Below are 16,214 nucleotides of genomic sequence, written 5' to 3'. Positions count from 1 at the left end.
TGGTATTTTTGGGAGAAAGCCGGCATGGCGCTATTAAATTGTTTGGCCGTAAAGTTGGGCGGCAGCAGCACAAAGGTTTCCTTGTTGCTGTCAATCCAGCCCCAATCGTCTTCGGGAAACTCGGGCCGGATTATTTTATACGTGCTCAGCGATACCAACATGTTTGCTTTGGTATCGGTATTTTCTGGGAAATCTTGCAGTAAGCCGGTTACTTTAAGCGTAGTTTTATGATTAACCTTGATGAATTTGCCAATGGGGTTCTCTCGCCCGAAATATTTTGTAGCCCACTTTTGGGTCAGCACCACTGTTTTGGGTTCTGCTAAGGCATATTCCGGGTTGCCGGCCAACCATTGGTAATCGAATATTTTAAACCAGGTGGGGCTCACAAAACTAATGCTTTCTTTTTCCAGGTAACGTTGGGGAGCATTTTGTTCGGTGCCGGGTATTTCCACGGTCAGGGCCTGGTTCCGGATAATAAAAGCGGTGGTGTTTATCTGTGGAAAATCGTTTTGAATGGCAGCCGCCATCGGAAAAGGGCTGCCGGGTCCGTACTCAATGCTGCCGTCTTCGAGATGCAAATCGGTAACTACGCGGTAAATACGGTCGGCATTGGTATGGTAGCGGTCGGTACTCAGGTGAAATTTAACCAGCAGAAAAATCAGAATCGCTCCCGTAATACCCAGCGATAACCCCAAAATATTAATAACCGAATGACTCCGGTGCCGCAGCAGGTTGCGCAACGCTATTTTCAGGAAATTGTACAACATGTTATTTTCTTGCTATAGAACACGACACATAACTAATAAATATAACCACCCCCGAACCCCTCCTAAATCAAAAGGGGAACTCGGCCGCCGTCGCCGCTAATACTTCGCCCAATAGTTTATGTCGTTGTTCTTAAATGTTACTGGTTAAACTAAATTAATCCTTAATTAAGCTTGCTACAATAAAACCTATATTCCCAAAATAAGTCGAAATGCTGGGAAAGCTTGGTGGTTATTTGGTTATTCTGGCTAATCCCATCAGTACACAAGTATTTACCTCCTATTTACTTACTCACTTCGCAATGATTTTACCGGGTTGGCTACCGCCGTCCGGATGGCCTGGAAACTGATGGTGAGCAAGGCAATGAGTAAGGCCCCTAAACCTACCAGGCCAAATACCCACCACCCAATGGCGGTGCGGTATTCAAAATCGCGGAGCCATTGCTGCATGGCCCACCAAGCCACTGGCCAGGCAATCAGGTTGGCTATAAATACCAGTTTCAGGAAATCGCGGGAGAGCAAGGCTACAATATTGGTTACCGTTGCGCCTAATACTTTTCGGATGCCAATTTCTTTTTTGCGCTGCTCGGCGGTAAACGTAGCCAAGCCAAACAAGCCCAGGCAAGCCACAAAAATGGTCAGCCCCGCAAATATGGCCAGAATACGACCTACCTTTTGCTCGGCGGCGTACGTTTGGTTAAACCGTTCGTCCAGAAATGAATACACAAAAGGCTCCTCGGGGTTTAAAGACGCCCACTGTTTTTTTAGCGTAGTCAGCAAGCCGGCGGTGTCAGCGGTTTTGGTTTTTACAATCAGGGTACCGGCATTATTGCCCAGGGTCATTATTAGCGGCGAAATGCGCTCGTGCAACGATTTAAAATGAAAGTCCTGGATTACCCCGATTACCCGGAATTTTCTTTTGCTGCCTTGCTGGGTAGTGGTGGTAAAGGTTTGGTTTAGGGCGTTTTTATCCCAGCCAAAAGCCTGGGCAGCCGTTTCGTTTAATATGGCACTGGCGGTATCGGAGGCAAAATCTTTCGAGAAGTTACGTCCGGCTATAAGTTGCATGCCCAGCGTCGGAATATATTGGTCATCTACGTCGTAGCGAAGCGTTTTAATTTGTTGGGCCGCATCCTCGCCGGGATACACGAAAAAATTATTATTGTTGGTGGGGCCCGCCGGCAAATACCCCGACATGCTTACCCGCACTACCCGCGGGTCTTGCAGAATTTGCTGTTGGAAAATTGCTTCCTGCTGGCCCAGCATATACGTTTCGGGCAGCACCAGCACCTGGTCTTTGTTGTAGCCTAATTTAACATTTTGGATATACCGGAGCTGCTGATACACTACCGTGGTACTTACCAGCAAGGTAATAGAAATGCAGAACTGAAAAACCACCAGTCCGCTCCTAAAGCTTAAGCTGTTTTTGCCGGTGGCCAGCGTGCCCTTGAGTACGGTAACCGGCCGAAACCCCGAAAGAACAAAAGCCGGGTAGCTGCCCGCCAACACCCCAACTAGTAAGCCAAACAGCACCAGGCCCGGTACCAGCCAAAAATTAGCCAGGGGCGGCCAGCTTAGGTTTTGACCAGCCAGTTGGTTAAATACCGGCAGAGCCAGGTTCACCAGCAAAATGGCCAGCACCAAAGAAATAATGGTTAGCAGCATAGATTCCAGCAGAAATTGCCAGACCAACTGCCCTTTAACCGAGCCCAGTACTTTCCGGATGCCCACCTCGCGGCCTCGTTTGGCAGCCCCGGCCGTAGAAAGATTCATGAAGTTGATGCAGGCAATGAGCAGCATAAAAACCGCAATGGCCCCAAAAATGTAAACGTATCGTACATCGCCCCGCGGCCCCAGGTCGTTCATAAAATCGGAGTGCAGGTAAATATCGGTGAGGGGCTGCAGAAACAAACCAATATCGTTGCCTTTGGCCCGGAACTGCGCCAGGCTGGTACCCATGCCTTGTTGCATTTGCGGCCCGATATATTTCTCTATCACCTGGGGCAATTTAGCCTCTAGTTGTTTGTAATCGTAACCTTTGGGCAGCACCAGGTAAGTATAATAATTAGAGCCCATCCACGACGGCGATTTGGCTTCTGGTAAACTGGCCATCGAAGCAAAAATATCAAAACGAAAATGGGAGTTGGCGGGGATGGTGGCTATTACCCCGGTTATTTTACAGGAATTATTCGTGCCTTTAAAAGTTAACACTTTGCCCATGGGGTCTTCGTCGCCGAAATATTTTTGGGCCACCGCCTCGGTAATAACTACTGTATTGGGTTGCAGCAAAGCTGTTTTGGGGTCGCCCTTCCGGAAAGGGAGCGTAAACACCTGAAAAAAGTTAGCATCGACGAAGGCAAAACTATCTTCCCGAAACGATTTATTCCCGTAGGTAACCCGGGGCATGCCGTAATCACGTAAGCGGGTGGCAGCCTCCACTTCAGGGTAATCGGCCAGAAGCGCCTGCGCCACCGGCGGCATTACGGTGGCTTCGTTTAACTTTTCGCCCTGCACCTGCCCCCGGAAAATTACCCGCACCATGCGGTCGGCCTTCTCGTTAAAGCGGTCGTAGCTTAGTTCGTGCCCCACAAAAAGCATAATTATTAAACAGGTGGCAATGCCAATGGCTAGGCCCAGAATATTAATAGCCGAAAAGGCTTTGTGGCGCCACAGGTTGCGGAAGGCAATTTTTAAATAATTTTTAAACATGGCGGATAAAATTAAAATGTCTTCATCAGGATTTACCCTGTTTATTTGTTGCTGATAATTTGAGCTGGTTGCTTATTCATCTTTAAGGCTATGCGCCGGATTAACGCGCGCGGCTTTGGCGGCTTGCAGGCCCACGGTTAACCAGGCAATAATTAAAGCCCCTAGCCCGGCTCCAAGAAAATACCACCACGCTAAATTTATCCGGTAGGCAAAGTTATTTAGCCAGTGCCGGGTGGCTAACCAACTCAGGGGTAAAGCCACGAAAATAGCAACCAGAACCAGTTTCGTAAAGTCGCCGGAAAGCAGGTAAACAATGTTTAAGCTACTGGCACCTAATACCTTCCGAACGCCAATTTCTTTCCGTCTTCTTTCGGCGGTAAAGGCGGCTAAGCCAAACAAACCCAAACAGGAAATAAGAATAGCCAAGCCCGCAAAGTACCTTGATAAAGCCGAAACCCTTTGTTCTGCTACATACAAGGCCTGATAATCCTGGTCCAGAAATTTATAATCGAAAGTGAAGCCCGGGTTAAATGTTGCATACAGGTCTTGGAGTTTACCAATAGCTTCTTTTTCTTTTCCGGCCCCTATTTTAACCATGATGGCGTGAGTTTTCTGAGGTTCTAACTTAAAAAACAGGGGTTTTACATTTTCATGGAGCGATTCAAAATGAAAGTCTTCGGTTACGCCCACAATTTCCAGGTCTTGGCCCCATAAGTTAACTTTTTTACCGATTGGGTCTTTAAGCCCCATAGCCGCAATAGCAGCCTGGTTAAAAATAATCTTTGACTCATCGGTGGCAAAATCCTTGGAAAAGGCCCGGCCGGCAGCCATTTGGATGCCCAGGGTTTGAATCAGGTCATAATTAGCTCTTATCATTTCGAAGGCCGTATTTTCTTCCGGATTCTTGCCTGCCCAATCCAAACCACCGGTCGTATTGTGGCTCCCGATAATACTGCGGCCTACGCTGGCGGCATTTACAACGCCGGGTATATTTTTTACTTCCGCCAGAAAGGCATCTTGTTTTTGGTAAAGGCTACCATCTTTCACAAAAAAGAGTAGATTGTCTTTGTCGTAACCCAGGCGTTTGGTCTGGATGTATTCTATTTGTTTGTAAACAACCACAACCGCCACTATCAGCATCACGGATAACGAAAACTGAAATACCACCAGCCCTTTGCGGATGAATATTTCGCCGAGAGAATGCGGCAACTTGCCTTTTAATACTACAATTGGCCGAAAACCCGATAAGTAAATGGCCGGATAGCTACCGGCTACTAATCCGGTAATTACCGTAATACCCAGAAAGACTGCTATCAGGGTAGTATTAATGGGTAGGGCAAGCTGTTTACCGGTAATCTGATTAAATTGAGGTAGCAAAAGCATAACCAGTAAGATAGCTACACCTAAGGACACCAAAGCCATTAACAACGACTCGCCCAGGTACTGAAAAATAAGGGTACGCCGGCTGGCGCCTATTACTTTCTTTACCCCTACTTCTTTAATCCGGCGGGTTGCTTTGGCCGTGGATAAATTCATAAAATTAATGCAGGCAATGAGCAGGATGAAAATGGCGACAATAGCAAAGAGCTTTACATACACGATTCTGCCGCCCGCTTGCACGCCGTTTTCGTAGTTGCCATACAAATACTTTTCGGAATAAGGCTTTAGAAACAGCTTCCGGTTCGAGCCAGCATTTCTGCTCTCTAAAAAATTAGCAATTTTAAGATTGAATGGCGCCACATTGGTGCCTTCCTTTAAAACTACATAGGTATGGGTGCCATCATTCTCCCAATTTAAAACCGATGGTTCTATATTTTTCCAGGCTTCAAAAGGCAGCAAAAAGTCGAATTGTTCAGATGAATTGTGGGGAACGTCTTTGAAGATACCCGATATGATTACCGGCTTTTTAAAAGGTCCCATTTCCCATTGCAGGGTTTTGCCAATAACATTTTGGGTAGTCCGGAATAATTGCCGGGCCAGTTTTTCCGAAATAACAACCGCATTTTTATCACGCAACACAACTGCTGCATCGCCCTGCATCAGCTCGTAGGAAAAAACCTGGAAATAATCCTGGCTGGCAAACTGGCCGGTAGCTTTTATTTTATATTCTTCCCGGCCCGACAAAATAGACTTTGGAAAGTTAGAATAATGCAAAACCGCGGCAGCATATTCTACTTCGGGCATTTCCTGGGGCAGGGTCTCACCCACCAAACCAGCCGTTTTATCACTTACCAGAATGCCACCAACTACCTGCTGGCGCTCCATCACCTGAAAAAGCCTGTTATCTTTCTCATGGAATTTATCCACCGCTAACTCATCGGCTACCCACAGGTAAATAAATAACGTGCAGGCTAACCCCGTAGACAGGCCAATTAAGTTAATGAAAAACGTACTTTTAAACCGGAGAAAACTGCGGTAAGCCAAGAGAAAAGTGTGCCGGAACATAATAATACTTTAGCGGATGTAAAGACTTAACTATTCACTGCGTAAACTTTTTACCGGATTTGCTACTGCCGCGCGTATCGCCTGAAAACTAACTGTAAACAAGGCGATTAAAACCGCCAGTGCGCCGGCCAGTACAAAAATCCACCAGGAAAAAGGCGTACGATAAGCAAAATTCTGTAACCATTGGTGCATTATATACCAGGCCAGCGGCCAGGCTATAATATTGGCAACTAAAACTAATTTCAGAAAGTCTTTGGAAAGCATACCCACAATACCCGCAACGGAAGCGCCTAATACCTTGCGAATACCAATTTCTTTGGTGCGTTGCTCGGCGGTGTAAGTTGCCAAACCAAATAAGCCTAAACACGATATAATAATAGCTACCAACCCAAACGTATTCACCATGCTGCTGATTAACATTTCGTTCCGGTAAAGCTTTTCGTAATCTTCATCCAGGAAATGGTATTCGAACGGATAAGCTGGATTAAGCTGCCGCGCGATTCTTTCGGCAGCCCGAACAGCATCGGCGGTACGTCCGGGCCGGGGCCTTACCAGGTAAAAATTGGTCCAGGAGGCATGATATTGCAACACAAGCGGCTGAATGGGTTGGTGCAGGGAAGCCAGGTGAAAATCTTTCATGATGCCAATAACCCGGCCTTTTTGCCTCTGAAATGTAACTGGTTGCCCTAGAGGGTCTGGTAAACCCATTAGTTTAGCCGCCGCTTCATTTATCAGCACATTAACCGAATCGTTCCCGTTTCCTTCGCGAAAATCCCGCCCGCGTAAGAGTGGAATTTGCATGGTTTTTACAAAATCATTCCCTACGCGCATCTGCCAAACGGTTTCAGTGCGGCTTTTCGGGTCTTTGCCCGGCCAAAACAAATTACCCGTGGTATTCGATTGTATATTAATTGGCAAAGAACCGGTAGTAGATACCGCACTTATAGCATCGGAACGCAGCAATTCTTGCCGGTACACCTGGCGTTTAATGCCTAAGTTTCCTTCTATGGGCACGTAAAAAACATTTTCCCGATTTAAACCTAAGTTTTTGGTTTGCAGATAATGCATTTGCCGCCCCACCACCAGCATACCTACTATTAAAAAAATAGACAATACAAATTGAAAAACAACCAGCCCTTGCCGGAGCCGGGCGACATTTACGCTGGTTTTAAGTACTCCTTTAAGCACCCGTACCGGCGAAAGCGAAGACAGGAACAAAGCCGGGTAACTACCAGCCAATAAGCCGGTAATTACCACCAGCGCTAACAGTCCGGCCCACAATTGCGGCGAAGCGAGGTTAAGAAATAATTGTTTTTGGGTAAGATTATTTATAACCGGCAGCGCCAGTGTAGTTATAACCAAAGCCAGCAGCAAAGCCAGGAAAGCCATTAGCAGCGATTCGCCGATAAATTGCTGCATCAGCGATGAACGGTTGGCACCAATTACTTTACGCACGCCCACTTCCCGCGCCCGGCCCGCCGAGCGGGCGGTAGATAAATTCATGAAATTAACGCAGGCAATAAACAGTGTAAACAGGGCCACCAGCCCAAACAAGCGTAAATATTCAATACGTCCGCCTACGGGTTTGCCGAGATGGTATTTGCTGTATAAATATACATCGGCTAAGGGTTGTAAAATAGGCCGGACGGTGCCAATACGCGGGTCGGGGTCATATCTTTGTATCAGGCCCCGCATACTTTCCTCGGCCTGGGCTGCTGTTACGCCCGGCCGTAATTTCACGTACGTCTGAAAGCTATTATTACTCCAGATACGCATCCAATCCTGCTCAAATACTTTAAAATTTACAATCCAGTTAAAGCGCACCGACGAGTTTAAGGGCACGTTTTCGATAACGGCTCCTACCACATAATCTTTGGCATTATCTAACCGGATGGTTTTCCCAACTACATCGGTTGAATTAAAATAAGTAGTGGCTACTTCGCGGGTAATAATAATTTTATCCGGCGATTGCAATGCCTGTTGCGGGTTGCCCCGGAGTACCGGAAACCGGAATACATCAAAAAAATCGGCAGAGGCGTAATACCCCGGCTGTTTAAAAGACTTTTCGCCGACACTGAGCAGCAGGTTTTCTGGCCAACTTATTTTCGTGGCTTTTTCTACTGCCGGAATATCTGCTTTCAGAGCTTCGGTAAGCGGGCTGCTGGTAATATCGTTGGTGTACTCACCCTCTAACAGGCGTACCGCATAAATGCGGTCTAGTTGGGGGTAAAAACGGTTAAAGCTTATTTCGTCTTGTATCCAAAGTCCGATTAGCAACGTACCGGCCATGCCCAAGGATAAACCAAATAAATTAATAAAGGAAAATACCTTGTGGCGCAGCAAATTACGAACGGCAATTTTGAAGTAGTTGTAAAACATAGTTTTATGGTTTATAACACGCAACTAGTTGTAAATTATTTATATTATTCACTCCGCAAGCTATTTACCGGGTTGGCAATGGCAGCTTTAATGGCCAGGAAGCTTATGGTTATTAAAGCGATAAAGATGGCCAGTACGCCGGCCAGGGCAAACATCCACCATTGTATTTTTATTTGATAAGCAAAATCCTGCAACCATAAATGCATTGCATACCAGGCAATAGGGGTAGCAAAAACAAAAGCCGTTAATATTATCTTAATAAAATCTTTGGAAATGAGGGTGGTAATATTTAGTACGCTTGCCCCTAATACTTTCCGGATACCTATTTCTTTTACCCGCCGGCGCGTAGATAAAGCAATGAGCCCCAGCATGCCCATACAGGCAATGGCAATGGTTAGGAAGGCAACATAATTGGTTATTCTTAAAATACCCGAAAGCAAATTATATTGCTCTCCTACCAGGTCGTGCATAAAATGGTAGGTAAAAGGCCGTTTGGCCGGCATAGCTTTAAACTGCTTTTCGATGCTGCCCAAAATTTCTTTACTATGGCGCATATCCAGGTTTATACTTAAATATTTATTTTGGTTCAGGCCTGGTTTGCCGCGATAGGATTGCACCAAAGGTTCAATTGGCTTTTGTAAATCGCTGTAGTGAAAATCTTTTATTACCCCAATAACCGTCAGGGCTTCGTTGTTTTCGCCGCCGGGTTTTATTTGCTTGCCAACAGGATTGGTCCAGCCAAATGCTTTTGCAGCCGTTTCATTCAGCATAATGCTTTTCCCCTCGCTGGCCGCTAAATCATCATTAAAGTTGCGGCCTTGCGCAACCGGTATTTTAAAAGTGCGGATAAAGCCGGCATCAACGCTTGGTTGGCGCAGCTTTACCTTTTTATTTGTTTCTACATCTACATAGTCATTGTAATTAGACCAGTACTGGGTGGGAATTTCCTGGGTGGTGGAAAAGGATTTTACGTAAGGGTTGCTCCGCAAAGAATTCAGAACAACGTCAAACTTGCCGGCGGCCGCTTGAGGATTTTTAAAAGCCAGGTCCAGGTTAATGACCACCACATTATCTTTGTCGAAACCCAGGGAGGCCATTTTCATGTAACCTATCTGCTGGTTTAAGATTAAGGCCGCACAAATTAATATAATCGCCAGGGTAAATTGTAAGCCAATAAAGGTATTCCGGACGGTGCTATTATCGGCCTTACTGCTAATATTTCCTTTTATGGTATCGGTTACTTTTACGGCGGTTAAATGAAGGGCCGGATACGAACTAATGATAACAATGAGTACCAGAATACCTAACGTAAATAAAATAAACAGCAGATAATCTTGTCGCCACTGAAATATTACTTCACCCAAATCAGAGCTTATTATTTTATTCATTTGGGGCAACAGGAAATTGGTAAAGACCAGGTAACCAAATAATAAAGAAACCAGCATAATCAGCGCATTTTCTACACAAAACTGCGTGATAATACGGCGCTTGCCCGCCCCCAGCATTTGCCGTACGGCCACTTCTTTGGTGCGGGTAAACATGGTTGCGGCATTGAGGTTGAGCAGGTTAACCATTACAATAAGTAAGATAAATACAGCCGCCGCCACGGCCCCGGCAATAATGGTACTAATATTGGTATCGGCTTCCTGGGTAATTTGCGCAAAGGGCGCCGTTTTAACCGTGTTTACTTTTACTTCGGGAGGAGAATATTTCTGAAAAATGGTATTTATTTTCTGGTCTAACCTTTTGGGGTCGGCGCCTTTGTGCAAAAGCAGGTAATTAGAGGCAAAGGTATTGTACCAATCGGCGCCTCTCTTAAAATCTTCCGTATCGCTCAGGAGCCGCATGGGCAGCAAAACATCGGCCTTTATAGTAGAATTAGACGGTATTTTTTCTAACACGCCGGTAACCGTAAGCAGAATAGAATCGTCGGCGGTTATTATTTTTCCTAAGCCTTTTTCTTTACCAAATAATTGCTGTTCTAAATTTTCCGAAATAACCACGCTAAACTTTTGGCTTAAGGCCGTTTCCCGGTTTCCGTCCTTTAGCTTAAAAGAAAATACTTTAAAAAAATCGGTATCTACATAAGCCGTATTTTCCTGCGCTTCCTGATTGCCGTATTTTAGCCAGGGCCAGTTCCAGCTTTGGATGTGCGTGGCAGCTTCTACTTCCGGGGCGGCTTTCTGTATTTCGTATAATAACGGGAAAGAAGTTTGGCTGTAGCCGTTGCCATCGGGCGCATACGTTTTCAGGTAATACATCCGGTCTTTGTTTACCTGAATGCTATCGATGGTATAATACTGATAGATTAATAAGCCCAAGGCCATTACGCTCGCTAACCCCAAAGACAAGCCAATAATATTAATAAAAGTGTAACTTTTTCTTTTAAGCAGGTTGCGCCAGGCAAGTTTAAAGTAGTTGGTTAGCATAGAATAAAAAGCTTTTATGGTTGAAAGCCGTAGCGGTTAATTTTTAGATTATTCCGTCCGTAAATTCTTTACCGGGTTAGCCAACGCGGCTTTTATGGCCTGGAAGCTAACGGTGAACAAAGCGATTAGCAGCGCTAATACGCCGGCTAAAACAAATACCCACCAGCCAATAGTAGTTCGGTACTCAAAGTCCTGGAGCCATTGGTGCATGGCCCACCAAGCCAAAGGCCAGGCCAGCATATTAGCGATTAAAACAAGTTTGAGAAAATCTTTAGAGAGCAGCGACACCAGGTTCGGCAGGGTAGCACCCAGTACTTTGCGGATGCCTATTTCTTTCCGGCGCTGCTCGGCAGTAAAGGTAACCAGGCCAAACAAACCCAAACAGGCCACAAAAATGGTAAGGCCAGCGAAGATGCCCAAAATGCGGCCAATTTTCTGTTCGGTCTGGTACGTTTGGGCAAAACGCTCGTCCATAAAGGTGTATTCCAGCGGTGCCTCGGCGGCAAAGGCACTCCATTGCTGCTTGATAGAAGTTAGCAAACCGGCCATATCTTGGGTTTTGGCTTTTACAATCAGCGAGCCGGAGTTATTGCCCAGCATCATGAGCAACGGCGTAATACGCTGGTGCAACGATTGAAAATGAAAATCTTTGACCACTCCGATAACCCGGTACGTAGCCTTAGTGCCGTTATTATCAATAAAGCAGGTAACCTTACGCCCCAGCATATTTTTACCCCAGCCAAAAGCCCGGGCAGCCGCTTCGTTAATAATCATGCCGGTAGAATCGGTAGCAAAATCTTTCGAAAAATTACGGCCGGCTAATAATTCTATTCCCAGGGTTGGGATATAATTAAAATCTACCCGATACTGACGCGTACTCACACTTTTGGTGGCATTGTCTTCGGGCAGTACGACTGAATTGTTGGAATTAGTGGGGCCAACCGGCAGGTAATCCGACACGCTTGCATTTACCACCCGCGGGTCTTGCAGGAGTTGCTGCCGCATTACTTCTTCCTGTTTGCCTAACACGTAGGTATCGTGCAGCACCAACACCTGTTCTTTATCGTAGCCAATTTTCTTGTTCTGAATATAGTTTAGTTGCTGGTACACCACGGTGGTACCAATAATTAAAGCAATGGAAATAAAAAACTGAAATACCACCAGGCCGCTGCGTAAACTCAAGCTTTCTTTACCGGCTGTAAGGGTTCCCTTGAGTACTTTAACCGGCTGGAACGACGACAAGAAAAATGCCGGATAGCTGCCCGCCAACACGCCTACCACTAAACCAAACAGCAACAAGGCCGGTACCAGCCAGAGATTAGCCGTAAGTTGTAAGTATAATTCTTTGCCCGCTAAATCGTTAAAAACCGGCAAGGCCAGGTACACCAACAAGATACCCACTACCAGGGCAATAGCAGTGAGCAAAACAGATTCGAGTAAAAACTGCCGGACCAGGTCGCTTTTTACCGAACCCAGCACTTTGCGGATACCTACTTCGCGGGCTCGCTTAGCGGCACCGGCTGTAGAAAGGTTCATAAAATTAATACCGGCTATGAGCAGCATAAATAAGGCAATAGCGCCAAAAATATACACGTACCTAATATCGCCGCCCGGCTCCAGGTCGTTACTTAAACCCGAACGCAAATGAATATCGGTGAGCGGTTGCAAAAATAAACCGACGTCGTTTCCGATTTTACGGAGCTGTTCCAGGCTCATGCCCATGGCTTTTTGCACTTCCGGCCCCATGTGTTTTTCCAGGACCTGCGGCAATTTGGCTTCCAGCTTTTTGTAATCATAGCCCGGGCGCAATACCAGGTACGTATTAAAGTTATTGCTCATCCAGGTTGTTTCTTGCGCTTCCCGTATGCTGGCCATCGAAGCAAAAAGGTCGAAATGAAAATGAGAATTGGCGGGCACCTTGTCCATTACCCCGGTTACTTTATAACTCATCTTCTCACTTTTAAACTGCAATACCTTTCCTATGGGGCTTTCATCGCCAAAATATTTATGCGCAATGGCGCGCGAAATAACAATGGTATTGGGTTCAAGCAGGGCTGTTTGGGCATTTCCTTCTATAAAGGGCAGCGTAAACACCTGAAAAAAGTTAGCGTCTACAAAAGCAAAGGCATCTTCTTTAAATGTTTTATTTCCGTAGGTAACCAAGGGCGCCCCATAAGTCCGCAGGCGGGTAGCTTCCTCAATTTCGGGGTAATCGGCGAGAAGCGTTTGGGCAGTAGGTGCCGCAGCAGTAGGGGTGGCAATTTTTTCCCCGTTCAGCGTAGCTTTAAAAATAATGCGTACAATCCGGTCTGCTTTCTGGTTAAACCGGTCGTAACTCAGTTCATCCGCAATAAACAGCATAATAACCAGGCAGGTAGCAATCCCAATGGCTAAGCCCAAAATATTAATGGCCGAAAGCGCCTTGTGGCGCCACAGGTTGCGAAGGGCAATTTTAAAGTAGTTTTTGAACATAACAGTAGGCAATCAAGAGCCGGGGAAGCTCCTGTTGGGGCCTCCTGCACTAATAAAACAAATGCATTAATAAGATAGGCAGGGCTTTATACCCGATAATATTTACTAAACAGTAAACTGCTCGCGCACATTTTCCATTACCACTTCGCCGTCGAGTAACCGGATAATGCGGTGGGCATAGCGGGCATCGTGCTCGGAGTGGGTAACCATTATTACGGTAGTACCGGCTTCGTTTAGTTCGGTAAGCAGTTCCATTACTTCGTTACCGTTGGTCGAGTCGAGGTTACCGGTCGGCTCATCGGCCAATATTAATTTAGGAGTGTTTATTACCGCTCTAGCTACTGCCACCCGCTGCTGCTGACCACCCGAAAGTTGCTGCGGAAAGTGGTTGCGGCGGTGCATAATCTGCATTTTTTCGAGTACTTTCTCTACTTTTTCTTTCCGTTCGGCGGCGCTTACGCCCAGGTAAATCAAAGGCAGTTCCACGTTTTCAAACACCGTCAGTTCATCTATCAGGTTGAAACTCTGGAAAACAAAACCAATATTTTTCTTGCGCAAGTCGGCGCGGTTGCGCTCGTTAAACTTACTTATTTCGGTACCCAAAAACTGAAAGCTGCCGCCATCCGGCTCATCCAGCAAACCCAAAATATTCAGCAGGGTAGATTTACCACAACCCGATGGCCCCATAATGGCTACAAATTCGCCCTCGTTTACCTCAATGGACACTTTGTTCAGCGCTTTGGTCTCCACTTCTTCGGTCCGGTAAACCTTTTCCAAGTTTTCTATTTTAATCATTGCTAAGTGATTAGTTTTTAGTTATTAGTGGTTAGTTCTTCTAACCATTTTATCTGTTTTGAATTTTATTCTTCTCTGTTTGTTTAATTCTCAAACTCTCCTGGTATGAAGAATTTCAAGGATTTATTAATATAGCAACGCAGCCATCAACTTACACTTAATATTTATAAATCTTCTGCATCTTTCCCTCCAGAAGAAAAGTTCGGTCTCACAAGTCAAATCCGCCGTTCCAGCGCCTCCATCCCTACTAATATTGCTGAAGGCAGTGGCCGCCAAAGCTATGCTGAATTTCATCGGTTTCTGACAATTGCCATGGGTTCTGCTTCTGAACTTGAATATCAACTTATATTAGCAAAAGACCTTTCATACCTTTCCGAACCGTCTTTCTCTTTGCTTAATAATGAACTTATGGAAATCAAAAAGATGCTAAATTCCTATATTCAGAAAGTAAAGAGTAGTTGTTAACTTTGAGTCTTTAGATATTAGTGTTTAGTTAAAAAATCAGAAAAACTAATAACTAATCACTAACAACTAATTACTTGAATCATTAATCACCAACTCACCCATGTCTTCGTAGCTCTCGTAGCTGCTGGTTACTACTTTGTCGCCGGGTTCCAGGCCTTCCAGCACTTCGTAATACTCCGGGTTCTGCCGGCCTAAGCGAATATCGGTGCGGTAAGCTTTTTTGCCGTTTTCATCAATTTTAAATATCCAGTTGCCGCCGGTTTTCTGGTAAAAACCACCCTTGGCTACCAATATTGCCTGGGTCTGGTCGCTCAGGGCCAGGCGTACCTGCAAGGTTTGTCCCCGCCGGATGCCCTCCGGTACTTCTTTCGTAAATTCCATATCTACCTGAAACTGGCCGTTGGTAACCTGGGTAAATATTTTTTTCACGCTGAGTTCGTAGGTTTTACCGTTAAAGGCAAATTCCCCTTTTTGGCCGGTAAAAATGCGCGAAATGTAATGTTCATCAATATTAGCGCGCACTTTAAAACCATTGAGTACATCTATCTGGCCAATGCGCTGCCCGCGGGTTTTCGATTCGCCAATTTCGGCGTTTAAAGAAGTAATCTGGCCGCCCACCGGTGCTTTTATGGTCAGGTCGTCCATTTTCTTGCGCATCAGGTCCAGGTTGCTTTTCATGCGGGTTACCGATTCCTGCATCTGGCTTATCTGATGCTGCATCGACATAGAATCTTGCCGCAAAGTTTGCTTGGTTAACTGGCGTTTGCGCACCTGGTAATTGTAATTATTCTGACTTTCTAAATATTCCTGGCGGGGTATTACTTTATCTTCGTACAGCTTTTTATTCATGTCGTACACGCGCTTGGCCTCGGCTAGTTTGTAATCCACATCGGCCAATTGGTTTAACTGGGCAATGCGGTTTTGCTGCATCAGGTTGCGGGTATGCTGCAGGTTGTTAATCAGGTCAAAAACAGCCGTTTCGCGGTTTACCATTTCCAGTTGCAAATCGGTGTTGGTTAGCTGGATAATGGGCTGGCCTTCGGTAAGCGGGGCGCCGTCTTCTACTAATATATTCTGTACTTGTCCGCCTTCGGTGGCATCGAGGTAAATGGTTTTAATGGGTAGCACTACGCCATCAATCGGAATAAATTCCTGAAAATTGCCTTTGCTTACCTGGCTAATAGTAATGCGCTGCGTATCAACATTTAATTTAGCTTTTCCGGTAGTAGAAAAGAAGCTGGCCAGTACCAGCACCGCCAGTAACCCCGACCCAATAATCAGCATAACCTTTTTGGGTGTCCACTTCTTCTTTTTAATTAGTACATCCATTTTATTGCATTCATCAGCCGGACACTTCTGGTCCTTGCATGTATTATAGTAAGAACCATACCAAAAGAATAAAACCCTGTTTACAAGTTAATTATAGTGCTTATTTTCCAGATAAGCCGGTAAATTGTCCGGTTATGATACACCCGCCTGTTCGCTTCTGAAACACAGGCACAGCCGCAAACCAGGGGCTCTCTGGCCGGTATAAATTAGCCAGAAAGTTGGGTAAAATAAATAAGCCACCGCAAAAAATATCGCTAGGCTCAAAAATATAAAAGCGGTTTAGAATAGACCGGATTTGTACAATATCCTAAAAATAGACGCTACCGTACTAATGCTCTTCCAAAATAGATTTTAGAACTAGATGAAGGCTCAAAAGGTAAAAGAACGCTTATTATCCTCAATTTATAATTTCTAATTTTTACTTTGG

9 protein-coding genes are annotated in these 16,214 nt (G+C 45.5%); 1 reads left to right on the top strand and 8 read right to left on the bottom strand.

The annotated features are described in order from the left end of the window. The 7 genes from ACO1R6_RS15915 to ACO1R6_RS15885 form a co-directional block, all read right to left on the bottom strand. On the bottom strand, nt 1-767 hold a 767-nt coding region (locus ACO1R6_RS15915; RefSeq protein ID WP_486265948.1), incomplete at its 3' end, for an ABC transporter permease. Nucleotides 768-1,052: 285 nt separating this feature from the next. After that, a complete protein-coding gene (locus ACO1R6_RS15910; protein WP_486265947.1) occupies nt 1,053-3,473 on the bottom strand; it encodes an ABC transporter permease in 2,421 nt (806 codons plus the stop codon). 72 nt (nt 3,474-3,545) lie between these two features. Continuing rightward, the gene (locus tag ACO1R6_RS15905; RefSeq protein WP_486265946.1) at nt 3,546-5,918 is read right to left on the bottom strand and encodes an FtsX-like permease family protein; all 2,373 of its coding nucleotides are present in this window, start codon (nt 5,916-5,918) and stop codon (nt 3,546-3,548) included. Nucleotides 5,919-5,948: 30 nt separating this feature from the next. After that, nucleotides 5,949-8,297, bottom strand: coding sequence for an ABC transporter permease (locus tag ACO1R6_RS15900; RefSeq protein WP_486265945.1), 2,349 nt, complete (start codon nt 8,295-8,297; stop codon nt 5,949-5,951). Between the two features lie 44 nt (nt 8,298-8,341). Further along, nucleotides 8,342-10,726: an ABC transporter permease gene (locus tag ACO1R6_RS15895; protein WP_486265944.1), complete on the bottom strand. Its 2,385-nt coding sequence runs from the start codon at nt 10,724-10,726 to the stop codon at nt 8,342-8,344. Between the two features lie 48 nt (nt 10,727-10,774). Next, complete coding sequence (locus tag ACO1R6_RS15890) at nt 10,775-13,198, bottom strand: ABC transporter permease (protein ID WP_486265943.1); 2,424 nt, start codon at nt 13,196-13,198, stop codon at nt 10,775-10,777. A gap of 105 nt (nt 13,199-13,303) precedes the next feature. Next, nucleotides 13,304-13,993 (bottom strand): ABC transporter ATP-binding protein, encoded by a 690-nt coding sequence (locus ACO1R6_RS15885; RefSeq protein ID WP_486265942.1) that lies wholly within the window; start codon nt 13,991-13,993, stop codon nt 13,304-13,306. Between the two features lie 162 nt (nt 13,994-14,155). Between ACO1R6_RS15885 and ACO1R6_RS15880 the strand changes: the two genes are divergently transcribed. Continuing rightward, on the top strand, nt 14,156-14,458 hold the full coding sequence (locus tag ACO1R6_RS15880; RefSeq protein ID WP_486265949.1) for a four helix bundle protein: 303 nt from the start codon (nt 14,156-14,158) through the stop codon (nt 14,456-14,458). Between the two features lie 66 nt (nt 14,459-14,524). Here the strand turns inward: ACO1R6_RS15880 and ACO1R6_RS15875 are convergent, their stop codons facing one another. Continuing rightward, nucleotides 14,525-15,787, bottom strand: coding sequence for an efflux RND transporter periplasmic adaptor subunit (locus tag ACO1R6_RS15875; protein WP_486265941.1), 1,263 nt, complete (start codon nt 15,785-15,787; stop codon nt 14,525-14,527). Between the last annotated feature and the right edge of the window lie 427 nt (nt 15,788-16,214).

Source organism: Adhaeribacter sp. (assembly GCF_057359045.1).
The sequence above is the reverse complement of the archived record's forward strand: the minus strand, read 5'-3'. Positions and strand labels throughout refer to the sequence as shown.

Bases quoted from the DNA above. Each gene is read 5' to 3' on its own strand.
- ACO1R6_RS15900 (WP_486265945.1), bottom strand. From the start codon at position 8,297: ATGTTTTACAACTACTTCAAAATTGCCGTTCGTAATTTGCTGCGCCAC.
- ACO1R6_RS15875 (WP_486265941.1), bottom strand. From the start codon at position 15,787: ATGGATGTACTAATTAAAAAGAAGAAGTGGACACCCAAAAAGGTTATG.
- ACO1R6_RS15890 (WP_486265943.1), bottom strand. From the start codon at position 13,198: ATGTTCAAAAACTACTTTAAAATTGCCCTTCGCAACCTGTGGCGCCAC.
- ACO1R6_RS15885 (WP_486265942.1), bottom strand. From the start codon at position 13,993: ATGATTAAAATAGAAAACTTGGAAAAGGTTTACCGGACCGAAGAAGTG.
- ACO1R6_RS15910 (WP_486265947.1), bottom strand. From the start codon at position 3,473: ATGTTTAAAAATTATTTAAAAATTGCCTTCCGCAACCTGTGGCGCCAC.
- ACO1R6_RS15895 (WP_486265944.1), bottom strand. From the start codon at position 10,726: ATGCTAACCAACTACTTTAAACTTGCCTGGCGCAACCTGCTTAAAAGA.
- ACO1R6_RS15905 (WP_486265946.1), bottom strand. From the start codon at position 5,918: ATGTTCCGGCACACTTTTCTCTTGGCTTACCGCAGTTTTCTCCGGTTT.